The sequence below is a fragment of the Streptomyces sp. NPDC026500 genome, assembly GCF_055567635.1.
In genome coordinates this window covers 268682-291358 of sequence record NZ_JBVHQB010000012.1, presented here as the reverse complement: position 1 = coordinate 291358, position 22677 = coordinate 268682, and the positions used below count along the sequence as shown (strand labels likewise).

Here is a 22677-nt window from a genome sequence, read left to right as displayed (position 1 = left end):
CGTCGCAATCCACACCGAACCGGAAGGCCCTCACCCGTTCAAGATCCCTCAGCCGAGACCTGGCTCACCCGTCCACAACCTCCCAGGACAGAACACCTAGGGCGCGAGCGGTCGCGGGGTTCGATTACGCTCGGAGCCATGGCCGACGCACCGTACAAGCTGATCCTCCTCCGCCACGGCGAGAGCGAATGGAACGCGAAGAACCTGTTCACCGGTTGGGTGGACGTCAACCTCAACGAGAAGGGCGAGAAGGAGGCAGTCCGCGGCGGTGAGCTGCTCAAGGACGCCGGCCTGCTGCCCGACGTGGTCCACACCTCGCTCCAGAAGCGCGCGATCCGCACCGCGCAGCTGGCCCTGGAGTCCGCGGACCGCCACTGGATCCCGGTCCACCGCAGCTGGCGCCTGAACGAGCGTCACTACGGCGCCCTCCAGGGCAAGGACAAGGCCCAGACGCTCGCCGAGTTCGGCGAGGAGCAGTTCATGCTCTGGCGCCGCTCGTACGACACCCCGCCGCCGGCGCTCGACCGCGACTCCGAGTACTCCCAGTTCGACGACGCGCGCTACGCGGCGCTGCCGCCGGAGCTGCGCCCGCAGACGGAGTGCCTCAAGGACGTCGTCGTCCGCATGCTTCCGTACTGGTTCGACGGCATCGTCCCGGACCTCCTGACCGGTCGTACGGTCCTGGTCGCGGCCCACGGCAACTCGCTGCGCGCCCTGGTCAAGCACCTCGACGGCATCTCCGACGCCGACATCGCGGGCCTGAACATCCCCACCGGCATCCCCCTCTCCTACGAGCTGGACGCCGACTTCAAGCCCCTCAACCCGGGCGGCACCTACCTCGACCCGGACGCGGCCGCAGCCGCGATCGAGGCGGTCAAGAACCAGGGCAAGAAGAAGTAACGCGACACCAGCAAGCCCCCGACCTGCTGTTTCTTGGCAGGGTGGGGGCTTTTTGGTGGGGCTGGGCCGTCTTTGGGCCGTGGGACCTGGATGCGGCTGATCCTCGGGGGAGGGCCATGCCCAGCGCAGAGCCAGGCTGGGAGCTCCGGCAGTCGGGAACTCCCGCTCGTTGTGACTGTGGTGGGCCCGGTGCTCTGCACGCTAGGGACCACTTCGGACACGGTGCGCTCGGGCCGGGCGCAGGGGGGAGGCGTGGTTGTGGAAGATCTTGTCGCCAGCGAACGGTCGAGATCCGGGGGCGACGAAACCGACGACGGAACGACGGGTGAGCGCCAGCGGAAAACGCGCTCGTTCTGGAAGGAGTTGCCGATCCTCGTCGGCATCGCGTTGGTGCTCGCGCTGGTCATCAAGACGTTCTTCGTGCAGGCGTTCTCGATCCCGTCCGACTCGATGCAGAACACGTTGCAGCCTGGCGACCGCGTGCTGGTCGACAAGCTGACGCCGTGGTTCGGATCCAAGCCACAGCGCGGAGAGGTCGTGGTCTTCCACGACCCGGGGGGCTGGCTCCCTGAGAAGACCGAGGAGCCGAACGCGGTGCAGAAGGTGCTCAGCTTCGTCGGCCTGATGCCGTCGGCGGACGAGAAGGACCTGATCAAGCGGGTGATCGCGGTGGGTGGCGACACCGTGGAATGCTCGGGAAGCGGTCCGGTGAAGGTCAACGGGAAGGCGATGGACGAACCGTTCATCTACCCCGGCAACACCCCCTGTGGTGACAACCCATTCGGGCCGATCAAGGTGCCAAAAGGGAGGATCTGGGTTATGGGTGACCACCGCCAGGACTCTCAAGACTCCCGGTACCACCAGGACGAGCCGGGCGGTGGCACGATCGACGAGGACCAAGTCATCGGCCGGGCTTTCGTCGTCGCATGGCCGGTCAACCGGTGGGCCCCGCTGCCGGTGTCGCGGTAGCGAGCCACGTCGTCCATCGAGACGTCAGCCTCGCCCCCTGCGTGCCCCACTGGGCCTCGGGGGCGTGCCACTTCCGTGCCGGAACGGAGGGGGACTCACGGGGAATCGAAGTTCGCGAGGGTGCGTACCGCCCCAGGCTTCCCAAGGCAGGGATTCCCAGGTCACGCCTGTGATCCCCCAACCTCGCTCCTAATGCGGGTGTCACAGGTTCGAATCCTGCCGACGGCGCCAGCGCAACGGCCCCGGACCGACCATGGTCCGGGGCAAAACGTATTGCCGCCCATGATCCACAACGGGCGCCGACAGCCCAGGGTCCTGAGGGCACACGTGCCGCGGCGTGTCCGCTCGTGCAGGCACGAGCGGGGAACACGGGGGAACTTCGAATCGCCAGTGGCGGCAGCATCGGGTTTGCCACCAGGTGTGCAGGTCGGTCCTATTCGCCAGTCTTGTTGAACACGGCTTTGACCAGACTGGCGTCTCCGGTGTAGACCCTCATGCGCTGCACGTTCCCGTCGGCAAGCGTGAGATCGAATCCGGCAGTGCCCATGAAGAGGTGCTTGTCCGCGGGGGCGATAGTGGTGGTGGCAAGCGGGATCGTCAGCGCATCCTTGCCGGCCCTGGATTCCCATATGGCGTCCGCGGAGTTCGACAGGCGCAACTCGCCCCACTGCGCCTTGACCTTGCTGTCCGGCGTGACGAACAGTGCACGTGCCCGGAGTTCAACGCCCTGGTGGAAGTCGGCCACGTCCTTCGCCGAGCTGACCGGGGCCCTACGGATAGCGGCCACCCAGCGGAAGAGCGGAGGCGTACTGCCAAAGGATGATCTTGAGGAGATTGTCACGGGCTGCATGCTCGCACCCCACATACCTGCTCTACAAGGTGCGTTGGACCTGCCCTACAAGGTGCGTTGGACCGCCCCTGTCGAAGCGACCACACGCACGATGGCCGTCTGGGGACTCCCTGACCAGACTTCCTTGCCCGTGGGCCGCCTCGGGTTCGTCGCATCGAGTTCTGCGATCCGGACGACAATCCCGCCCATGGTGATAAGCCCAGGTGACAGCTGCGTGGTGCGGTGCATCCAACAGCTTGACGGCTGGAGGTGGGTGCCGGACAGGACGCGGAGGCCGCATTCGACCTTTCCGTCCTTGGCCGGCCGCTCGCCTCGCCTCTTGATGACGCGGTCTCCGGCCAGACCTCCTAGCAACCCATCGAGTAGATCTCCCAACAGGCCCAGCATCGCTCCCTTCCAGGCGGTTGTATCGGGAGCATGAGCTGTATGCGAGATCAGGCGTGCATCTGTTCGTCGGTGGCCTGGCGACGGCCTCCGTACGAGGTGACCAGTGCGTCAGCCACGGCCACCGCGTCCGCGTCGGCTACGTCCGCCGGGTACTCCGGCAGGAGGTCGTCCCAGACGGGCATCCATGACCCATACAGCTGGGCCTGCCCCTCGGGCCGAGCGAAGAACCAGATGTGCAGGTGCGCAGCTCCGTCCCCGATCCGGTAGACGTGGGCTCGGGAGACATGCGGTAGTGCCTGCACGTGGCGGACGATGTGAGTGGTGAGCACCCCGAGTTCGGCGGCCATTTCATCGGGCAGATCCGCCATGTCGTAGTGGTCTCGGGAGAACAGCATCAGTACCAAAGGCACGCCGACGCCCGTGACCCGGGCCAGTCGCCAGCGTTCGTCGAACCAGATGCCTTCGTCTCGGGCGCGGCACGGGTCGCAGTTCGCCGGATCCTCGCCGTGCCGTTCCGGCTCGGGCAGAGTGGGCGGACGCAGCGGCGCGACGCGAAGTCCTTGAGGTTCGAACGGGCTTATCTCCCAGCTGGTCATCCGCGCCAACGGAAGCCGAAGCTCACCGTCCGCGGCCGCGCGTGCGTGGTCGTAGAACTCATCAGGTCGCAAGGCCATGATCGGAGACTAACGTGGCCCGCGGGCGCCCTGACCGTGCCAGACGCGTGCCATTTCGTGCGGGGAGCCATGGGGGAACAGCGAACCTCAACTCCGCAGACGGAACACGCCTGCGCCGTTGTAGCGCAGGTCAGCTCCACCACTACCGCTAGATCACCTGAGCTTCCCAAGCTGAGGGCTCAGCTTTCTCGTCACGGGCTGGCCGTGGCGGCTTGCTCTGGACGACGGCAAGGAAGCGTGGCTGAGGCCGCCGGGGGTGCAGCGAGGCATACGCGTGCGTGGTCGGTCAGCGCACCCACCGTCGTGGCGGCCTCTTCGGCTCTCCCGATCCGGGACCAGCGTCCGCAACCCTCCTGCACCCAGGAGTCGCCCTGACCTGCGGAAACCGGCTTTTTACCGGCGGGGCGGCCGTCCTGGCCCCGGAGGTAAAAGTCGTCCTCAGGCGCGCGGAGAGCGCTTTAGCCGCGCACGGCGCCGGCGAAGCGAGCCTGGAGACGCGCGGCGTTAGGCCGCTCCTTGATCCACCGGTGCGCCGGGCGCTGCCGGGTGTCCCGAGGCGCCCGGCGCCCACGATGACACGGTCCAGGTAGGTGGCAGGGCAACCCAGTCGGTGCCGCGGTGAGCCTGCCACCACTGGCCGATGACGTGGAACTTCTCCTCGAAGCGGCGGTCCCGTTGGAGAATTCCGGTGAACGGTGCCCGGAGTCGGGTGCGGCGGCCGTCGGCCTCGTACAGCACGATGACCGAGCCGCCCGTGACCTGCTCGACGCGGACACTCTGCACGGACGCCCAGGGGACGGTGCGGCGGCGGAGGTTGTGCACCCGGGCGGCCGACGGGGTCAACGTGATTCCGAAAGGTGAAAGCACCGCCACGACCACCACCAGCACGATCCACAGGGCAATGAAGCGTGCATCGGACAGCAGCGGCCCTCCGGCAGAGGTGACCGCCCACGGGACGGTGTCGAACCCCAAGATCACGCCCATGGGGAGCACGGGCATCACACGCTGCCAGATGCCGAGCCGGAAGCGGATCGCCCCTGGGGCAGGGACCCCGCTCACCTGGGATTCCGTCATGTCCGTCCCGCCTCCCCCGGCCGTACGCGGCCGGTCCGTGCATGATTGCCCGCGCAGCATGGCACACGGTCGTCAGCGACCCCTGCCGCTGGCGCTAGAGGCGCTTCGCCCCCCGGGCCGGGTCGTCTGTGGGCCGTCCGAGGGGGGCGACGACGACAGATTGACGACAGCCGGCGACAACTCTCCCCTGCTCAGGGACGGTGTCTCGGCTGTCGGCGCAGGTGCCCATCAGCGAAGGTGAGTTGAGGAACGTCTCAGTGCGTAGCAGTGTCATGGAGCGCTGCTGCGTGCCTTGTACCGGCTGGCCGTGTGTTCAAGCAGCTTTCGGCATGCCTCCGCCATTTCTTCCAGCTGGCCGTCATCAATGCCGAAGTCCACAAGGACACCACCGTTCGAGATGGGCATCGCGCTGCGGATGTTCGCGGCTCGGAGACTGGGCCAGAAGCGGCCGTGGGCAAAGCCGGAGGCCACACGCCACAGCGCTTGGGTTGGGGTGGGTTCAAGCCCAGCGCCTGCGGCGGCCTCGTAAATAATGCTCGTGGCCTCCGGCTTCGTCAGGTTGGGCAGGCCGAGGGTCTGGGCCAGTTGCTTGACCTCTTCCCGGCGCTCCGCTCCAGTCTTGCCACCGGGCCTCGGGACGTGGTTCGTGTCTCTCTCGTGCTGGGCGCGATTGCGGAAGTCTTCAGCCCACAGGGAGAGCACCCGGTGGCGACGCTCATCGCGGTTCTTGCCGGCCAGGAGCCATGCGGAGGTGGCGAAATTCTCAAGTGCCCCGCGCAGCAAGGTCCAAGGGCTGTGCAGGTCAACCTGCTGCGCGACGGTGACGAGCTGCGTGAAAGCCTCGACATGCATGAGGCCGGCCGAGAAGGAGGACTGGACGAACTTGGCGGCACGCCACGGCCCCAAGGGTTCGTCGTCCTTTGCCAGACTGCTGCGCTCTGCCGCGTCAGGCAACAAACAGGAAGTGATTGTCCCCTCGGTAGGCCGCGGCTGCGTTGAAGAGCGGGGCGAGGCAGGCGAGGTCCTCCCGGCCGGTCGCGGGCGCGTTCATTTCGTCACCGTACGCCGCCCGTGACGTGTCACGCCTTCCGCTATCCATACCTGTTTGTCTGGTCGTACATCGCGTGATCCGTAAGTGTCGCCGAACTGGCAGGGCTCCGAGCCGGGCCCTCTCTGGGTCCTCCGAGGACGACCGACGACGACAGGCAACGACCACCAACGACCACCAACGACCTTCCGAAAGCAGGTTAGTTGGCGTGCGCACCGCCCTGAACAGGACCAAGAACAGGGCCGCCAGACGTTGTGGGTGCGCCGCCAACGTAGGCACCGGGTGATGCCTCGACGACCTTGCGGGGGTTCGCAACGGCACCGCCAAGCCCCCTACCTGCGGTTTTCGCGCTGATAGGGGGCTTCTTGCTGTGCCGCTCGCCCACGCGGTCGGCGATCGTACGGATCTGATCAGTGGCCCCTCGGCAACCAGGTTGGTCGTCGTGGAGTCACCCGACAGAGAGGCCCTGCTCGTCCTGGGCCGCGCCGCGTCGGGCCCCAGAGGTCCGGATCGCAGTCGGTCGCTTGAATGCTGCATGGGATGAATACCGCAGTTGACGGTGCTTCGTCTGGAATATCCGAAAGGGCAGTGGAGCCGGCCTCCTCGATGGCACAGTCGAGGCGTGACATCGACAACCCTCGTGCCACTCCTTGGCGTGTTGCTTGGCGGCTTCGTGTCGACAGGGACTCAGTACGTGGTGGGGCGCGCCTCGGAGCGGGCCGAAGTACGGCGGAACGCTCGTGAACGCGCCGAGACGCGTCGCAACGAACGCGTCACCCATCTCATCGACTTCCTCTCCGCGGTGCAGGAAGCCGAACGCGTCGCCGTGGACCGCTATCACCACAACCTGGCCGACGAGCAGTGGCAAGCACGGGCGAAACAGTCCATCGACCGGATGTGGGTCGCCCAGAAGACGATCCACATGCTGTGCGCGGCCGAGGTGAACCAGGCGGCACGTGATCTGGCGTACGACGTTCAGGACGTGATCAGAAAAGGCCCCGACGATCCGGGAGAGCCGCGGGACGAGAAGGTCTGGGAGTACATACGTCCCAGCCGAAGGGCGTTCCTGGACGTCGTCCGCGATCAGTTGAAGTAGAGGGCCGTCCTCGGTGGCCGAGTTCGGCCGGCCGGGCCCTAGCGGCCCGTTCCGGTGGCTGGGCCCGGAACGGCGGTACGGAGCCAGTCGGCCAGCGCGGAGAAGTCGTCCTCGGTCAGGCCCTCGGACGGGTCGACGCGGTGGAGCAGGGAGGGGCCCTCGTGCTGCGCGGCCACCCAGAGCCGGTCCACGGGGCCGATCTCGTCGTCGACCCAGATGAACGGGCGGCCGCCTGCCCAGTCCACGAGGGTGCTGGTCTTCCAGTGCAGGCCGCGCGGACCCTCGTCGGAGGAGGCCTCGGGCCACTCCACGACAGGCAGTGGGGGCAGCCCGATCCGTGGGCCGACGGATTCGTTCGCCTCGGCCGTCCACGTCGTCGCCCACACCAGGTCGCACCCCAGCGCCATCAGACGCGGGCCCACGGTCGGATCGAGTCGCCCGAGCAGCGGATTTCCCTGATCAGGGAGCGCTTCGGAGCCGGAGCTGGAGCCGGAGTCGGAGGTCTGGTGGTGAGCGGGCGACGGGCCGAACGGGATGAGGGGGCCGTCGACGTCGAGGAAGAGGATGGCGCGTCCCACGGTGTGTTCCCTCGTCTGTTCCCTTGTCTCTGCTCGCGCTCCCTCGGCGTGGAGAGCCGCGACCGCTGCCTCGGCGTCCCGCTGGGGCAGGCCGTGGAGGAGCACGACCGGGGCCCGGTCCGCGAGAACCTTGCTGCGCCACAGGCTCAGTCCGGTCAGCCCTCGTACGACGTGGGCCGTGTCCAGTCCAGCGGGGCCGGGGCCGGTGAGCAGCACGTCATGGGGCACGTCGTCGCACACCAGTAAGAAGTACTCCGTCATCGCTCTCCCCGTCCCTCTCCGGTCCGGAGAATACGAGCCCGCAGCCGTCGTGTCGCCTCGATTCGGGTGTCGGGAGGACGGTGGCCGGTGGATCCGGTGGATCTGGCGCGGGTCTGTTCGTGGCCGGACGGTAGGTGGGAAGACGCGGTGGGTGTCTGCCCGTCGCGCGGCCGATCGGAGGGCAGCCCCGGAAACGACGGGGATGGCGATGAGTCGCCATCCCCGATCAGGCACGTCGGCGTCCTGCCAGGTCGACCACCGGGGTCAGCCGTGGGTCATGAGCCAGTCAGGCGGTCAGGCGGTCAGTCGGTCAGGTGCAGGGCCGTTCGCGCGTCCGGGCCCTGCCAGCCGGCCGCGGTCCGCCATACGACGTGCACGCCGAAGACCTCCCGGATCGCGTCGGGAGCCCAGTCCTCCGTGGGCGGCTCGGAGAGGACCAGGTATCGGGTGTCCGCGGAGCGGGCTTCCGCCCGGTCGAGTTCCATGAGGCGGACGGCTCCCGCACACAGGTGCGCGTATCGGGAACGGCCGGCGCCGAGCACCTCGTAGCGGAGGAAACCGTCCGGGCCCTCCAGGATCGCGTCGGAGACGCGGGAGTCCGAAGGGCGTAGTCCCGCTCGCAGGAGAGCGGCCCTCAGTTCGAAGCGCACCGCCTCGTGCGTGTTGCAGTCCCGGTCGGTCTGCGCCTCGACGTCCAGTTGCCGTACGAGTGCCTCGCTCCACGCCGGCCGTCCCTCGGACGGGGCGGGGTCGGTGTCCAGGAGAGCGGCAGTGTTCATGGGGTCGGTGTCCTTCTGCTCGTGTGTCTGACGCGGCTCGGTCGGTGGAGCCGTGAACGCCTCGGGCGGTGCCTCGGCGGCTTCGGGTGCGGTGGCGGCTTCGGGCGCCCTGTCTGGCTCGGATGCCGTGCTGGGCTCGGGGCCGAACTCCGGTACGGGCTCCGGCTCCGGCTCCGGCTCCGGATTCGGATTCGGATTCGGATCGGGCCTCGGCCCGGGCCCCGGCTCCGGTTTCGACTCCGGGTCGGGGTCGATTCGACGGCGGAGCTCGTCCTGAGCCCGGTCGAGGGCGTCGGTCCAGTGACGGAACGCCGGATCGTCCGTCAGGGCGGCACGCAGGCCGGGAGCGTCCGACGCGACCGCTTGACGCGTGCGCCGGGCGAGGTCCGCCAGATCGCCGAGGCGGTCTCGGTCGGCGGAACCCAACAGGCGCCAGACGCTCAGCCAGTCGACCCGGTCGCGGCGCAGGCAGCGGCTGGCCATGCCCCTCAGTTCGGAGAGGAGAGCCGTCGTCTCCGGCCGAGCCGCTCCGTCGCCGTCGGCTATGTCCCGCAGGACGCCGAGTGCGGCCTCGTAACGGGGCGCCATCCGGGCGGAGATGGGTCTGCGGCCGAAGTCGCCGGCCGATACCAGACTCAGCCGACCTTCGTTCCGGGTCACCCAGCCGTCCATCCGGGAGCCCGCGGCCGGGGTGGGTTCGCCGTGGCGGGGGACAAGGAGAACCGCTCGCTCCGTGGCAGGGGCGAGGACCTTCACCTTCCAGTGGGATCCGGGGCCGGGGCCGAGCACCTGTACCTCGACGGATGTGCCGACCGGCAGTTCATCGCCCGTGGAGCCACCGCCCATGGAGTCATCGCCCACGGATTCATCGCCCGTGGAGCCATCGGTGGTGGCACCGTCCGTGGCGGAAACGTCGAGGGTGGAGCCGTCGGGAGCGGAGCCATCGGCGCCCGGCCCTTCCCGCAACGGTGCTGCGGCGGGTACCAAGTGCGAGAGAGCGGGGAAGACTTCACCGTCCGCGTCGTCGACCGTAGCGCCGAGTTCGAGCGGCAGCGGTGTCGTGTGGAGCACCGTCAGTGTCTGGGTGCTGCGGGTCAGGGCGACGTACAGCTGGCGGAGTCCTGCGGGGCCCCGGTTGGCTATGGTCGCCGGCTCCAGGACCAGCACATGGTCGAACTCCATGCCCTTGGCCTGGGCGGCGGGGAGCACGGACACCGTCCGGAGCATCTCCTCGGTCATGTCGTCCACGAGGTCGACGCGTCGGCGGACCTCCTCCAGCCAGTCGGAGTCGTCGGGAACGATGACGGCGATCGACCTCGGGGACCGCCCGTCATCGGTGCCCACGAGTCGTGCCGTACGCGTCGCCGCGTCGTCCAGCAGCTCCCAAGGAGTTGTGGATACGAGCCGCACCGCCTCGTCGCCGGCCCGTCGCACGGCCGTCGGGTAGGGCAGGGAGGGTGCGACGGCCCGGGCCAGCGGCGCCACGAACTCCATGATCTCCGCGGGCACCCGGTAGCTGGTGTTCAGCTCGGCGACGCGCCAGTCGCCCTGCGCGGACAGGATTCCGCCCAACCGGTCCCAGGCGGTGTAGGAATGCGGTCCGGTGGCCTGGGCCAGATCGCCGAGCACGGTCATCGAGCCGGTCGGACACCGTCTGCGCAGCGACCTCGCCTGCATCGGGGTGAGGTCCTGGGCCTCGTCGACCACGATGTGCCGGTACCTCTGCGGGCTCTCCCCGGCGATGAGGAAACGCAGCTCCTCAAGGCACACCAAGTCATCGATGGTCCAGGGCTCTTCGGCGGCGCTCTCGGCCTTCGGCCGCTGAAGAAACGCCTGTTCACCGTCGTCGAGGATCCCGGAGGCGCATTCGCCCAGCCTGGTGGGCGAGTTGAGCAGACCGCGCAGTGCTTCCTCGGGGCTCAGCGCGGGCCAGACCCGGTCGACGAGGGTCGTCACCTGCCGGTTGCGCTCCAGATCGCGGCGCACGGTCGCGTCCCTGCTGCGGCGCGGGGCGATCCGGACGAGTTCACCCAGCAGCCGGTCCACCAGCAGCGTACGGAACCGGTCCCTGCGCGCCCGGTAACCCTCGGGTTTCTCTCGGGCGTCCTGGAGGAGGCCGAGCACCTCCGAGCGCGGCACACGCAGGGAAGTGCTGCCCACGACAACGACGAAGGCCGGTTCGTCCTGGGCGTGGGAGGGGACGGAGACGACGGTGTCGAGGGCTTCGGGCCGGCACTCGCTCTCCACTCGCCTGCGCAGTACGGCCGCCATCCGTTCGTCGGACTTGACCAGCCGCGCGGCGATGGAGTCCGTACCCCGGATCTCCCCTTCCCAGAGGCGGGCCAGTTGTACGGCGGTGACGTTGCGGGTGCCGAGGGTCGGCAGTACGCGCCCCACGTACTCCAGGAAGTTCTGGTGCGGGCCCACGACCAGGATGTCCTGTGCGCGGAAGTGGTCGTTGTTGACGAGCCAGGTGACTCGGTGCAGACCGACCGCCGACTTTCCGGTGCCGGGTCCGCCCTGAATGACGAGGATGGCCGCGGGTGAACCGGTGACCAGTGCCATCTGGTCCCGTCTGATCGTCTCCACGATGTCGCGCATCCGGCCGCTCCGGGACCGGCGCAACTCCCGCAGGAGGAACTCGTCGACCGGCTGCGGTCTTTGACGCCGTCGGCCGACGACATGCCGCGGCGAAGGGACGGTACGCGGCCGTCCGACGTCGTCTCCGGCGGGCGGGGTGGTGGTGCTTTCCGGCTTCTCCGGGGCGTCCTCCGCCTCAAGGACTTCAAGAGCCTCAGCGGCTTCAGGGGCTTCAGAGTGTTCGAGCGGAGTGGGTTTCTCCTCGAAGGCCGGCAGTGAGGCGGCCTCCTGCCCGGGTCCCGGCGAGCCCGGGTGCGGTTCCGCGGCCGGGGTGATCTCGTCCAGGAAGTCCTCGACCGTCCGCTCGGCGCAGCGTAACCGGCGTCGCAGGAGCACTTCGCCCGGTGTCTCCGGGCGGGCGTTGTGCCAGCTCACGGCGATCGGGTTCGTCCAGGAGACGACCACCTGATCGCGGGTCACGGTGTCGAAGACATGGCGTCGCCCGACGTAGAACGTCTCCGGTTCCGCGTCGCCCGCTTCCTGGATGTCGACACGGCTGATGACCAGGGCCTCGCCCCCGAGACCGCCGTACTCCTCCGCTGTGCTCTCCGCCTTCTTGCGGACCGCTATGCCGTCCTTGCCGCTCGCGGAAGCCGTGGCCGTCGATGGCGACGTCATCTCCGCGAGCCGGGCCTCGTAACAGTCGTAGGCGCGGTCGACGGCCTTCTGCTCGATGGCGATGACCGCGTCCCGTGGTGTCGTGCTCACGTGTGTCCCCTCCTGGCAACGCCCCTCGCGCTGCCGCGGGCCAGGGCCCGCCTCCCCTGCCCCAGAGGTAGCAGAGTTCGACGGTCAGACCACGGTCAATCGGACAACAGCCCTGCAAACGCGCAGACTTCGGTCCGTCCCGAGCACATCTGATCCTCGAAGATCCCGCACGGTCCTCCGGGATCCCACACAGTCGTGGGTGCCGTGGCCGTGCGCTGGGGTTCGACTCCTCGTCGCCCGGCGGGCAGGACGGTCTGGGCGGAGTGACAACGAATATCTGATCAAGCCGCCGGCCTGCGCGTTCTCCGCAGGTGCACTCGTGGTCCGGTCAGGGGCCGTGTCTGGCGGGCGGACGACAGTCACCGCGAACTCGGCCGGCACCTGGCGCTGGAAGTTCGCCGGCACCGGCACCACCAGCGCCGCGACCGCCTCCGGCGACGGCGTCGCCCTGCGCCAGATCGCCGGGCGCCTCGTCAAGGGCGAAGGGCCCCGTCACGGCGACGGGGCCCTTCTATACGTACGCGATCAGCCGCACTGGCAGGGATTGCCCGACTGGCAGCCGCAGCCGCAGCCGGAGCCGCAGCCGCAGGCGCCGAACAAAGGGAGACTTTTGATCTCGGCGGGCTCTTGGGTGTCGCGGTCCTGGGTCGGGTCGGGCGTGCTGGGGGATTCGGCCATGGGTCCCTCCTTCAGGCACGGAGGCGTCCGACGCACACCGCGCCGCACAGCCCCTGTCGCCCATCTCATGCCCAGTCGGGCGGGCGCATCAACGGCGCACTGAGGCGTCTCACGCGCCCAGGGCGCGAATCCCACGCGGGGCGGGCCACGATCAGGGCGCGCCGCCGACCCCCGCGAGGCGGAGAGCGCCCCGACGGGAACGGCTGGGCCCGCTGCCCGTTGCCCGCTGCACTCGCCTGTCGGCGAGAGGCCCGCACCCTTCGCCGCCCGGCAAGAACCGACCTTGGCCGCCGCCCACCCGGAGCGGCCCCGCCTCGCTGCCCGCCCGCCAGGAAGGGACCCGTCCCGCGGCCTTCGCTCACCGGCGAGGGATCCGCCGACGGCCTTCGCCCGGGGGAGGAGCAGGGCCCGGACGCCGGCTGCCGGGAGTGACCGGGACCGGCACGTCGGCCTTCGCATGCCCTGCCCGGAGTGATCGGGCCCGCGGCCTTCGCCTGCCCTGCCCGGAGTGATCGGGCCCGCGGCCTTCGCCCGACCGGGAAAAGCGGACGGGCCCAGTCGTCCCCCGACTGGGAACGGCTGGGCCCGCAGGCTTCGTACGTCCGGAGAGGACAGTGTCCGTCCGGTGAGAGGCGGGCCCGGCCGCAGCCCTGGTCCGCCTTGAGAGGGGGCAGGTCCGTAACCCTGGTCCGCCCGGAGAGGGGCAGGCTCGGAGCCTGGTCCGCCCGGCGGGGGTCGGGTTCGTAGCCCTGGCCCGCCCGGAGAGGGCTATGCGCCCTCCACCCCCGTGGCCGGCTGGATGTCCGCCTGGAGCTCGTCGGCGTGTTCGCCGGTGACCAGGTAGACCACGCGCTTGGCGACCGAGACGGCGTGGTCGGCGAAGCGCTCGTAGTAGCGGCCGAGGAGGGTGACGTCGACTGCGGTCTCGATGCCGTGCTGCCACTTGTCGTCCAGCAGGTGCTGGAACAGCGTGCGGTGCAGGAGGTCCATCTCGTCGTCGTCCTGCTCCAGCTGCATCGCCAGGTCGACGTCCTTCGTGATGATGACCTCGGCGGCCTTGGCCATCAGGCGCTGGGCGAGCTGGCCCATCTCCAGGATCGTGGCGTGCAGGTCGTGCGGGATGGCGCGGTCGGGGAAGCGCAGCCGGGCCAGCTTGGCCACGTGCTGGGCCAGGTCGCCGGAGCGCTCCAGGTCGGCCGACATCCGCAGCGAGGTGACGACGATACGGAGATCCGTCGCCACCGGCTGCTGGCGCGCCAGCAGGGCTATCGCGCGGGCCTCCAGCTCGTGCTGAAGATCGTCGACCTTCTGGTCGGCAGCGATCACGCTCTCGGCCAGCTTCAGATCGGAATCGAGGATGGCCGTCGTGGCGCGCCCGATCGCCGACCCGACGAGCCGGGCCATCTCGACCAGGCCGTCACCGATCGAGTCAAGTTCCTCGTGATACGCGTCACGCATGTGGTCGTCCCTCTCGTACGTCAGCTTTGGGGGGTCCGGGGTCCGGGACCGTCTTGTTCCGGCCGCCGATCGGCCGCCGGAGGGACCCGAGAACCCCACGCTCCCACGTTCGGCCCCGTACGCGTCCGTTTCCGGCACCTCAAGTGAATCAATACTGGCTCCTGGGTGAACTCTGGGCGACGAGTGTTCGAGCTCGCACTCGGATGGCTGTGGCCAGGAGCGATGGCATGCCTAACCTGGGTGCATGGACGTGAACGCGGCGGTCGCCGCAGCGGCAGCGATCGCCGGAGTACTTACCGGTGTCATCGCCATGCTGGCGTTCCGCTGGAGCGAGCGCGACCAGAAACGCCCGACCCGCACTTCTCTGCACACGGACGCGGTTCTTCCACCGGGTGTCGACACCGTGCTGTCCGTGCTCAGGTCCTCGGCGGTCGTACTCGACGAAGCGGACGCCGTGGTCAAGGCCAGTTCGGCGGCGTACGCCCTCGGACTGGTGCGCGGCGGCAAACTGGCCGTCGAACCGATGCTCCACATGGCGCGTGACACCCGTCGTGACGGGGAGATACGTCAGGTGGAGCTGGACCTGCCGAGAAGGGGCACGGGGAGGGGTGAGGCCCTCGCCGTATCGGCGCGCGTGGCTCCCCTCGGATCGCGACTGGTCCTCCTTCTCGTGGAGGACCTGACGGAGGCGCGCCGCATCGAAGCCGTACGGCGGGACTTCGTCGCGAACGTGAGCCATGAGCTCAAGACTCCCGTCGGAGCGCTCTCCCTGCTCTCCGAGGCCGTCATGGACGCCTCGGACGACCCGGAGGCCGTCGAGCGCTTCGCCGGGCGCATGCAGATAGAGGCCACCCGGCTCACCAACCTCGTCCAGGAGCTCATCGACCTGTCGAGGGTGCAGAACGACGACCCCCTCGAGGACGCCGAGCCGGTCCGTGTCGACGAGCTGGTCGCCGAGGCGATCGACCGCTGCCGCCACCAGGCAGGCGCGAAGCAGATCACCATGGCCGCCGGCGGCACCGCCGACCTGAGCCTGTGGGGGAACCGGGGCCAGCTCGCCGCGGCCCTCGGCAACCTCGTCGAGAACGCCGTCAACTACTCGCCCGCCCGCACCCGCGTCGGGATAGCCGCCCGCCGGGTGACGGCACCCGGTGGGGAACACATCGAGATCGCCGTGACCGACCAGGGCATCGGCATCTCGGACAAGGACAAGGAGCGCATCTTCGAGCGCTTCTACCGTGTCGATCCGGCCCGCTCCCGTGCCACCGGCGGTACGGGCCTCGGGCTGGCGATCGTCAAGCACGTGGCCGCCTCGCACGGCGGGGAGGTCACGGTGTGGAGCTCCGAGGGTCAGGGCTCCACTTTCACCCTGCGGCTGCCGGAGGCGAATGCGGCCCGCGACCGCGTGACCGATCACCCCATGCCCGGACTCGACGAAGAGGACGAGACCGAGCAGCCCGACGGGACGACCACCGTCACATCCCCGTACGAACCGCTTCCTGCCCCGGAGGTCCTTCCGTGACCCGTGTGCTCGTCGTCGAGGACGAGGAGTCCTTCTCCGACGCCCTGTCGTACATGCTCCGCAAAGAGGGCTTCGAGGTCGCCATCGCGACCACCGGGCCCGACGGACTCGACGAGTTCGAGCGCAACGGCGCCGACCTCGTTCTCCTCGACCTGATGCTGCCGGGGCTGCCCGGCACCGAAGTCTGCCGCCAGCTGCGTGGCCGGTCCAACGTCCCGGTGATCATGGTCACCGCCAAGGACAGCGAGATCGACAAGGTGGTCGGGCTCGAAATAGGAGCAGACGACTACGTCACCAAGCCCTTCTCCTCCCGGGAGCTGGTCGCCCGTATCCGGGCCGTCCTGCGCCGCCGCGGGGAGCCGGAGGAGGTCGCCCCGGCCGCTCTGGAGGCCGGCCCCGTCCGGATGGACGTCGACCGCCACGTGGTCACCGTCTCCGGCGGCAAGGTCGATCTCCCGCTGAAGGAGTTCGACCTCCTGGAGATGCTGCTGCGCAACGCGGGCCGCGTGCTGACCCGGATGCAGCTCATCGACCGGGTCTGGGGTGCCGACTACGTCGGTGACACCAAGACCCTCGACGTCCACGTCAAGCGCCTGCGCGCGAAGATCGAGCCGGACCCGGGCGCGCCCCGGTACCTGGTGACGGTGCGCGGTCTCGGCTACAAGTTCGAGCCGTAAACCGGCCCCACCTCCACCCCCGTGCCTGGAGCGCGGCGTAGAGCATGACCCGGAAGTACGACGAAGGGCGGAACCCCTGGAGAGGGGTTCCGCCCTTCGTCGTACTTCCGTCGTACGGACCGCTGTGGCGCGTACGGGCCGTGTACGGGCCGCCTCATGGGTCGTGTACGGACCCTTGTGCGCGCCCGGCGGACGTCACCTCACTACGAGGCGGACGCCGAGGGGGTGGCGGGGGCCGTCGCGTTCGACGACGGCTTGCCCGACGCGGAGGCGGGCGCGGACGGGGAGCCCGTGACCGACTCGGACGGCGAGGTGACCGGGGAAGCGGTCGGCGCCGCCGGGATGTCGCTCGGGCCCCACTTGGTGAAGTAGCTCTCGGCCGGGACGACGAAGGCGCTCAGGCTCACGTCACCGGTCTGGCTGAAGGCGAAGGTGACCTTCTGGACGCTGCCGTTCAGGACGGTTCCGGAGGGGCTGGACAGCGCCGCGGAGGCGTTGCCCTTGCCGCCGAGGACGATCGAGCCGCCGGCCGGGACGGTCAGCTTGCCCTTGCCGCTCGCGGGCGTGATCTGGGCGGTGCCCTCGCCCTCGACGTTGATCGAGTCCAGGGTCTGCGCGGTGGTGCCGTTGTTGAACAGCGTCGCGGAGATCACCGCCGGACCGGTGGCCTTCACATCGGGCTGGGTGATGACGAGCGCGTTCTGGACCTTGATGTCGCCCACGGAGGTGGCCGCGTTGTCCGGCTTGACCTCCAACGTCTGGGCGTTGCTGCCGGCACCGCACGCGGCGAGTGAGGCGATCGAGAACGCGATGACGGCGGCGGCGAGAGTGCCGCGTCGAAGGCTGCTGCTCACGGCGGCGGCAACTCCTTGAACGTGGGCGAAGCAGGGCGACCTCTGTGTAAAGCCGCCCTAAGGGTCTGTCAGCGGCCTTAGGTTACCGATCCGTTCCCGCGCGACCGCACCCGACCCTCCCCAAGCCGCCGACTTTGCTCGCCCGAGGGGAAAACGCGAGCGCGCTGGGGGTGGGTCGGGCCCGGGGGAGTCGGGCCCCGGGCGGGTCGGGCTCCGGATGCGTCGGGCTCCGGATGGGGCGCGTTCGTGAGGCATGCGCCCACGGGCTCCGTTGCGCCGGGTGTGCGCCCCGCCGTTCACGCTCCGCTCCGGCGGCGCGTCGGCTACTTTGATCGCGCGCTCGTCCGCCATTCACTTAAGTTCCGCAGACTTAGGCTTGCGCATTTCGTGGAATGAATGCCCGGCTCTCCAGAAAATGGATCACGAGGTCATCGAGGGCCGATGAGCAGGTGATCATCGAACGCCTTGATCAATTCCGGATTCGTCTCGTACTCGGCTCCGTCCATCGAACGGAGTAGCGGAAGTCGCGCTCTTGGAGCCGGACAAAACGGGATGTTCAGACCCTGGCGACGGGCCCCGGGTGTCTGTAACGTACGCGTTTCACTCCGCATGGACAGCCGCTCCGACCTGCGAATACCCTCTTCCGCTCGCCCCTCGCAGCACGTTCCTGTTGCGGTTGTCAAGCCCCGAGATATGCCCTGACCTGCGAAAACGCCATTCAGAAGACGCCGTTTCCGTGTTACTCTGGATAGCCACGGAAGGGGTACCTGTCACATGACGTTCAAGGTTGGCGACACCGTGGTCTATCCCCATCACGGGGCCGCGCTGATCGAGGCCATCGAAACTCGCCAGATCAAAGGCGTGGACAAGACCTACTTGGTGCTGAAGGTCGCCCAGGGTGACCTGACGGTACGTGTGCCAGCGGACAATGCGGAGTTCGTCGGCGTACGTGATGTGGTCGGTCAGGACGGGCTGGACCGGGTCTTCGAGGTGCTGCGCGCGCCGTACGCCGAGGAGCCCACGAACTGGTCGCGTCGCTACAAGGCAAATCTGGAGAAGCTCGCCTCCGGCGATGTCATCAAGGTCGCGGAAGTCGTGCGTGACCTGTGGCGTCGTGAGCGCGAGCGCGGACTCTCCGCAGGTGAGAAGCGCATGCTCGCCAAGGCGCGCCAGATCCTGGTGAGCGAGCTCGCCCTCGCGGAGAACACCAACGAGGACAAGGCCGAGGCCCTGCTCGACGAGGTTCTCGCGTCCTGACGCCGGCTCAGTCGCCGAGACATCAGTCGTCTTGACGTACGCCCAAGCCCGCGCAGCAGCGCAATGAAATGCCGCGGTGCCCGATGACGCAATTGCTGTCGCCGGGCGCTGCGGCATGTTCGTACCCGCGCCCATTCGGTAAACCGGGCGTTCACCCGGCATCGGCTTTCCCGCGGTATACCGGCGTATCCGATACTTGAGGTGCCGACCCGGGCGGTCGACTCGACCGGATGTCACGGAAGGGTCCGGTCAAGGCGTCGCGCCCGGCGCTCCCCCAGCTCTCCGAGCAGGGGGTACCCCCAGGCCATACCCATCCCGGTCGAGCACACAAACCTGACAGGAACCGATGTCTGACGTTTCGCTCTCTTCGCCGCCGGAGGCCCGCACCGCCGCCGTGATTCCGGCCGCCGGACGAGGTGTGCGCCTCGGTCCGGGCGCCCCCAAGGCGCTCCGCGCGCTGAACGGCACGCCCATGCTCATCCACGCGGTCCGCGCGATGGCCGCGTCCCGTGCCGTCTCCCTGGTCGTCGTCGTGGCCCCGCCGGACGGCGCGGCCGAGGTGAAGACGCTGCTCGACGCGCACGCGCTGCCCGACCGCACCGACTTCCTCGTCGTTCCGGGCGGTGACAGTCGCCAGGAGTCCGTGAAGTACGGGCTCGACGCGCTGCCGCCCGGCATCGACATCGTCCTCGTGCACGACGCGGCCCGGCCGCTCGTGCCCGTCGACACCGTGGACGCCGTCATCGAGGCCGTCCGGGACGGCGCTCCCGCCGTCGTACCGGCGCTGCCGCTCGCCGACACCGTCAAGGAGGTCGAGCCCGCGGCCGTCGCCGGGGAGCCCGAGCCGGTCGTGGCCACCCCCGAGCGGGCGCGGCTGCGTGCCGTGCAGACGCCGCAGGGCTTCGACCGCGAGACGCTTCTGCGGGCCCACGAGACCGTCACCGACAACGTGACCGACGACGCGAGCATGGTCGAGCAGCTGGGCGTGCGGGTCGTGGTCGTGCCCGGCCACGAGGAGGCGTTCAAGGTGACGCGCCCGCTGGACCTGGTGCTGGCGGAGGCGGTTCTCGCACGGCGGAGGCTGAACGATGGCTTCTGAGGGCCTGGTGCTCCCGCTCGTCGGGATCGGCACCGACATCCACGCCTTCGAGGAAGGGCGGGAGCTGTGGTGTGCCGGCCTGAAGTGGGAAGGGGAGGGGCCCGGGCTCGCCGGGCACTCCGACGCGGACGTCGTGGCGCACGCCGCGTGCAACGCGCTCTTCTCGGCGGCGGGCCTCGGTGACCTCGGGGCCCACTTCGGCACCGGGCGCCCGGAGTGGTCCGGGGCGTCGGGGGTCGTGCTGCTGACGGAGGCGGCGCGGATCGTCCGCGAGGCCGGCTTCGTCGTCGGCAACGTCGCGGTCCAGGTCGTCGGACCCCGCCCGAAGATCGGCAAGCGGCGGGACGAGGCCCAGAAGATCCTGTCGGACGCGGTCGGGGCGCCGGTGTCGGTGTCGGGCGCCACGACGGACGGGCTCGGATTCCCGGGCCGCGACGAGGGGCTGATGGCGGTCGCCACGGCACTGGTCGTCCGCGCGGGCTGAGACAGCAGAGGGTCCCGGGGTTCGTCCCTTCGGTTCCGTCCCCCGTATGTCACGAATACATGGCTTGCGGGGGAAGGGTCGCAGGGCACTACCTGGGGCCCACTACCCTGGAGTGGTGACCATTCGCCTGTACGACACCAGCGCCCGGCAGATCCGTGACTTCACCCCGCTCGTGCCGGGTTGCGTCTCGATCTACCTGTGTGGCGCGACCGTGCAGGCAGCACCGCACATCGGGCACATCCGCTCGGGCCTCAACTTCGACATCATGCGCCGCTGGTTCGAGTACCGCGGCTATGACGTGACGTTCATCAGGAACGTCACGGACATCGACGACAAGATCATCGCCAAGTCGGCCGACCAGGGCCGCCCCTGGTGGTCCATCGGCTACGACAACGAGCGCGCCTTCAACGACGGTTACGACGCGCTCGGCTGCCTCCCGCCCACGTACGAACCGCGTGCCACCGGCCACATCCCCGAGATGATCGAGATGATGCGCGGGCTCATCGAGCGCGGTCACGCGTACGCGGCCGACGGGAACGTCTACTTCGACGTGCGGTCGTACGACGGTTATCTCCAGCTCTCCAACCAGGAGCTCGACAACCTGCAGCAGCCGTCGGGGGTGGGCGAGACCGGCAAGCGCGACCCGCGTGACTTCGCCATGTGGAAGGCCGTGAAGCCGGGCGAGCCGAGCTGGGAGACGCCCTGGGGCCGGGGCCGTCCCGGCTGGCACCTGGAGTGCTCGGCCATGGCCCACAAGTACCTGGGCAGCGCCTTCGACATCCACGGCGGCGGGATCGACCTGATCTTCCCGCACCACGAGAACGAGATCGCCCAGGCCAAGGCCTTCGGCGACGAGTTCGCGGAGTACTGGGTGCACAACGCCTGGGTCACCATGAGCGGCGAGAAGATGTCGAAGTCCCTCGGGAACTCGGTCCTCGTCTCCGAGATGGTCAAGGCGTGGCGCCCCATCGTGCTGCGCTACTACCTCGGCACCCCGCACTACCGCTCGATGATCGAGTACAGCGAAGAGGCCCTGCGCGAGGCCGAGTCGGCGTTCGCGCGCATCGAGGGCTTCGTGCAGCGGGTGGTCGAGAAGGCGGGGGGCGTCGTCGAGCCGTCCGCCGAGGTGCCGCCCGCGTTCGCCGAGGCGATGGACGACGACCTCGGCGTCCCGCAGGCGCTCGCCATCGTGCACACGACGGTCCGCCAGGGGAACTCCGCCCTGGCCGCCGACGACAAGGAAGCCGCAGTCGCCCGCCTCGCCGAGGTACGGGCCATGCTCGGCGTCCTCGGACTCGACCCGCTCGACCCGCAGTGGGCCGACCAGAGCGACCGCGGCGATGACCTGCACGGCGTCGTCGACACCCTCGTCCGGATGGTCCTCGACCAGCGCGAGGCCGCCCGTACCCGCAAGGACTGGACCACCGCGGACGCCATCCGCGACCAGCTCAACCAGTCCGGCCTGGTCATCGAGGACGGCCCGCAGGGGCCGCGCTGGACGCTCGGACCGCGCTGAGCACCCGCTCCGGCGGCCCCGGCCGACCCCCGTCGGCCTTGATCGATTGTGCCGCCCGGACCTCCGGGCGGCACACTTCATATACGTACGCACGCACGCCTCACACAGACAGGTAGGTCATGGCTGCTAACAACCGCCGCATGTCCGGCAAGAAGGGCGCGCAGGTCGGCAGTGGCGGCCAGCGACGCCGGGGCCTGGAAGGCAAGGGTCCGACCCCGCCCGCCGAGATGCGCAAGGGTCACAAGAAGAACCGCGTCGCCAACGCCAAGGCGAAGCAGATCGTCCGCCGCCCCGCCCACCCCAAGGGCCGCGGCGGCAAGGGCACGTCCGAGATGGTTGTCGGGCGCAACTCCGTCGTCGAGGCGCTGCGCGAGGGCGTGCCGGCGACGATGCTGTACGTGCAGCAGTTCATCGACAACGACGAGCGGGTCCGCGAGGCGCTCCAACTCGTCGCCGAGCGCGGCGGCATCCACCTGATGGAGGCCCCGCGCCCCGAGCTCGACCGCATGACCAACGGGCTCAACCACCAGGGTCTCGTCCTCCAGGTCCCGCCGTACGAGTACGCGCACCCCGAGGACCTCGCCGCCGCCGCGTACGACGAGGGCCAGGACCCGCTGATCGTCGCGCTCGACGGCGTGACCGACCCCCGCAACCTCGGTGCGGTCGTCCGTTCCGCCTCCGCCTTCGGCGGCCACGGCGTGGTCGTGCCGGAGCGCCGTGCGGCCGGCATGACCGCCGGTGCCTGGAAGACGTCGGCCGGTGCCGCCGCCCGTACGCCCGTCGCCCGCGCCGCCAACCTGACGCGCGCCCTGGAGTCGTACAAGAAGGCCGGTCTCGTGGTGGTCGGACTCGCCGCGGACGGCGAGGTCGAGGTCGGTGACCTGGAGGCGCTGGGCGGCCCCGTCGTCATCGTCGTCGGCAGTGAGGGCAAGGGCCTGTCCCGACTCGTCGGCGAGACCTGCGACTTCAGGGTTCGGATCCCGATGCCCGGTGGCGCGGAGTCGCTGAACGCCGGTGTGGCGGCGGGAGTTGTGCTGTACGAGGCGGCACGCCGACGCGCCTGAACAAACGTCCAGGCGGTCACCCCCGTGGGGCGATCGGGAAGTTCTGAACGATCTTGACGCGGTCCGGACAGTTCGGCGTGGTCAAAGCAGTGTCCTAACCACAC

Annotated in this window: 18 protein-coding genes and 2 pseudogenes; 10 read left to right on the top strand and 10 right to left on the bottom strand. The window is 69.2% G+C overall.

The genetic code is table 11. The features are described from left to right. Positions 1–138 precede the first annotated feature (138 nt). Together ACZ4N5_RS23335 and lepB are read left to right on the top strand one after the other, a co-directional pair. A complete protein-coding gene (locus tag ACZ4N5_RS23335; RefSeq protein WP_355841172.1) occupies positions 139–900 on the top strand; it encodes a phosphoglyceromutase in 762 nt (253 codons plus the stop codon). 252 nt (positions 901–1152) lie between these two features. Next, positions 1153–1866: pseudogene (gene lepB, locus ACZ4N5_RS23330) on the top strand (signal peptidase I); the annotation flags it as partial. Between the two features lie 436 nt (positions 1867–2302). Here lepB and ACZ4N5_RS23325 read toward each other — a convergent pair. From ACZ4N5_RS23325 to ACZ4N5_RS23310, 4 genes are all read right to left on the bottom strand, one after another. Continuing rightward, a complete protein-coding gene (locus ACZ4N5_RS23325; RefSeq protein WP_467758978.1) occupies positions 2303–2614 on the bottom strand; it encodes a hypothetical protein in 312 nt (103 codons plus the stop codon). A 539-nt stretch (positions 2615–3153) separates the two neighbouring features. Beyond that, the gene (locus ACZ4N5_RS23320; protein WP_467758977.1) at positions 3154–3780 is read right to left on the bottom strand and encodes a hypothetical protein; all 627 of its coding nucleotides are present in this window, start codon (positions 3778–3780) and stop codon (positions 3154–3156) included. Positions 3781–4284: 504 nt separating this feature from the next. Continuing rightward, the gene (locus ACZ4N5_RS23315) at positions 4285–4854 is read right to left on the bottom strand and encodes a hypothetical protein (RefSeq protein ID WP_467758976.1); all 570 of its coding nucleotides are present in this window, start codon (positions 4852–4854) and stop codon (positions 4285–4287) included. A 270-nt stretch (positions 4855–5124) separates the two neighbouring features. Continuing rightward, the gene (locus ACZ4N5_RS23310) at positions 5125–5811 is read right to left on the bottom strand and encodes a hypothetical protein (RefSeq protein ID WP_467758975.1); all 687 of its coding nucleotides are present in this window, start codon (positions 5809–5811) and stop codon (positions 5125–5127) included. Positions 5812–6575: 764 nt separating this feature from the next. On the opposite strand from ACZ4N5_RS23310, the gene ACZ4N5_RS23305 reads away from it, so the two are divergent. After that, positions 6576–6998, top strand: coding sequence for a hypothetical protein (locus ACZ4N5_RS23305; RefSeq protein ID WP_467758974.1), 423 nt, complete (start codon positions 6576–6578; stop codon positions 6996–6998). A 38-nt stretch (positions 6999–7036) separates the two neighbouring features. Here the strand turns inward: ACZ4N5_RS23305 and ACZ4N5_RS23300 are convergent, their stop codons facing one another. From ACZ4N5_RS23300 to phoU, 5 genes and pseudogenes are all read right to left on the bottom strand, one after another. Beyond that, positions 7037–7576, bottom strand: coding sequence for an HAD domain-containing protein (locus ACZ4N5_RS23300; RefSeq protein WP_467758992.1), 540 nt, complete (start codon positions 7574–7576; stop codon positions 7037–7039). 39 nt (positions 7577–7615) lie between these two features. Next, positions 7616–7837, bottom strand: a pseudogene (locus ACZ4N5_RS23295) (ribosomal protein L7/L12); the annotation flags it as partial. A 302-nt stretch (positions 7838–8139) separates the two neighbouring features. After that, positions 8140–11964 carry a HelD family protein gene (locus ACZ4N5_RS23290; protein WP_467758973.1) on the bottom strand — a complete coding sequence of 1275 codons (3825 nt, stop codon included), beginning with the start codon at positions 11962–11964 and terminating at the stop codon, positions 8140–8142. A 525-nt stretch (positions 11965–12489) separates the two neighbouring features. Further along, positions 12490–12642, bottom strand: coding sequence for a hypothetical protein (locus ACZ4N5_RS23285; RefSeq protein ID WP_467758972.1), 153 nt, complete (start codon positions 12640–12642; stop codon positions 12490–12492). A gap of 768 nt (positions 12643–13410) precedes the next feature. Further along, positions 13411–14100 (bottom strand): phosphate signaling complex protein PhoU, encoded by a 690-nt coding sequence (gene phoU / locus ACZ4N5_RS23280; RefSeq protein ID WP_467758971.1) that lies wholly within the window; start codon positions 14098–14100, stop codon positions 13411–13413. A gap of 244 nt (positions 14101–14344) precedes the next feature. Between phoU and phoR the strand changes: the two genes are divergently transcribed. Continuing rightward, a complete protein-coding gene (phoR, locus tag ACZ4N5_RS23275; RefSeq protein ID WP_467758970.1) occupies positions 14345–15622 on the top strand; it encodes a two-component system sensor histidine kinase PhoR in 1278 nt (425 codons plus the stop codon). Between the two features lie 5 nt (positions 15623–15627). Continuing rightward, positions 15628–16299 carry a two-component system response regulator PhoP gene (gene phoP / locus ACZ4N5_RS23270; RefSeq protein WP_466162299.1) on the top strand — a complete coding sequence of 224 codons (672 nt, stop codon included), beginning with the start codon at positions 15628–15630 and terminating at the stop codon, positions 16297–16299. 203 nt (positions 16300–16502) lie between these two features. Here phoP and ACZ4N5_RS23265 read toward each other — a convergent pair whose 3' ends face one another. After that, the gene (locus ACZ4N5_RS23265; protein WP_467758969.1) at positions 16503–17153 is read right to left on the bottom strand and encodes a copper chaperone PCu(A)C domain-containing protein; all 651 of its coding nucleotides are present in this window, start codon (positions 17151–17153) and stop codon (positions 16503–16505) included. A gap of 774 nt (positions 17154–17927) precedes the next feature. Here ACZ4N5_RS23265 and ACZ4N5_RS23260 point away from each other — a divergent pair. From ACZ4N5_RS23260 to rlmB, 5 genes are all read left to right on the top strand, one after another. Continuing rightward, complete coding sequence (locus ACZ4N5_RS23260) at positions 17928–18410, top strand: CarD family transcriptional regulator (RefSeq protein ID WP_003953493.1); 483 nt, start codon at positions 17928–17930, stop codon at positions 18408–18410. A gap of 346 nt (positions 18411–18756) precedes the next feature. Next, entirely contained in the window at positions 18757–19509 is a 753-nt protein-coding gene (gene ispD / locus ACZ4N5_RS23255) for a 2-C-methyl-D-erythritol 4-phosphate cytidylyltransferase (protein ID WP_467758968.1), read from the top strand. Next, positions 19499–19993, top strand: coding sequence for a 2-C-methyl-D-erythritol 2,4-cyclodiphosphate synthase (ispF, locus tag ACZ4N5_RS23250; RefSeq protein WP_467758967.1), 495 nt, complete (start codon positions 19499–19501; stop codon positions 19991–19993). Before ispD ends, ispF begins: the two co-directional genes overlap by 11 nt. A gap of 115 nt (positions 19994–20108) precedes the next feature. Then, positions 20109–21509 (top strand): cysteine--tRNA ligase, encoded by a 1401-nt coding sequence (gene cysS, locus ACZ4N5_RS23245; RefSeq protein ID WP_467758966.1) that lies wholly within the window; start codon positions 20109–20111, stop codon positions 21507–21509. A 119-nt stretch (positions 21510–21628) separates the two neighbouring features. Continuing rightward, a complete protein-coding gene (gene rlmB, locus ACZ4N5_RS23240; protein ID WP_467758965.1) occupies positions 21629–22573 on the top strand; it encodes a 23S rRNA (guanosine(2251)-2'-O)-methyltransferase RlmB in 945 nt (314 codons plus the stop codon). The last annotated feature ends 104 nt before the right edge of the window (positions 22574–22677 follow it).

Coding starts and splice junctions, on each gene's coding strand:
- ACZ4N5_RS23335 (WP_355841172.1), top strand. CDS start 139: ATGGCCGACGCACCGTACAAGCTGATCCTCCTCCGCCACGGCGAGAGC.
- ACZ4N5_RS23320 (WP_467758977.1), bottom strand. CDS start 3,780: ATGGCCTTGCGACCTGATGAGTTCTACGACCACGCACGCGCGGCCGCG.
- ACZ4N5_RS23315 (WP_467758976.1), bottom strand. CDS start 4,854: ATGACGGAATCCCAGGTGAGCGGGGTCCCTGCCCCAGGGGCGATCCGC.
- ACZ4N5_RS23285 (WP_467758972.1), bottom strand. CDS start 12,642: ATGGCCGAATCCCCCAGCACGCCCGACCCGACCCAGGACCGCGACACC.
- phoU (WP_467758971.1), bottom strand. CDS start 14,100: ATGCGTGACGCGTATCACGAGGAACTTGACTCGATCGGTGACGGCCTG.
- phoR (WP_467758970.1), top strand. CDS start 14,345: ATGGACGTGAACGCGGCGGTCGCCGCAGCGGCAGCGATCGCCGGAGTA.
- ACZ4N5_RS23260 (WP_003953493.1), top strand. CDS start 17,928: ATGACGTTCAAGGTTGGCGACACCGTGGTCTATCCCCATCACGGGGCC.
- ispD (WP_467758968.1), top strand. CDS start 18,757: ATGTCTGACGTTTCGCTCTCTTCGCCGCCGGAGGCCCGCACCGCCGCC.
- ispF (WP_467758967.1), top strand. CDS start 19,499: ATGGCTTCTGAGGGCCTGGTGCTCCCGCTCGTCGGGATCGGCACCGAC.
- rlmB (WP_467758965.1), top strand. CDS start 21,629: ATGGCTGCTAACAACCGCCGCATGTCCGGCAAGAAGGGCGCGCAGGTC.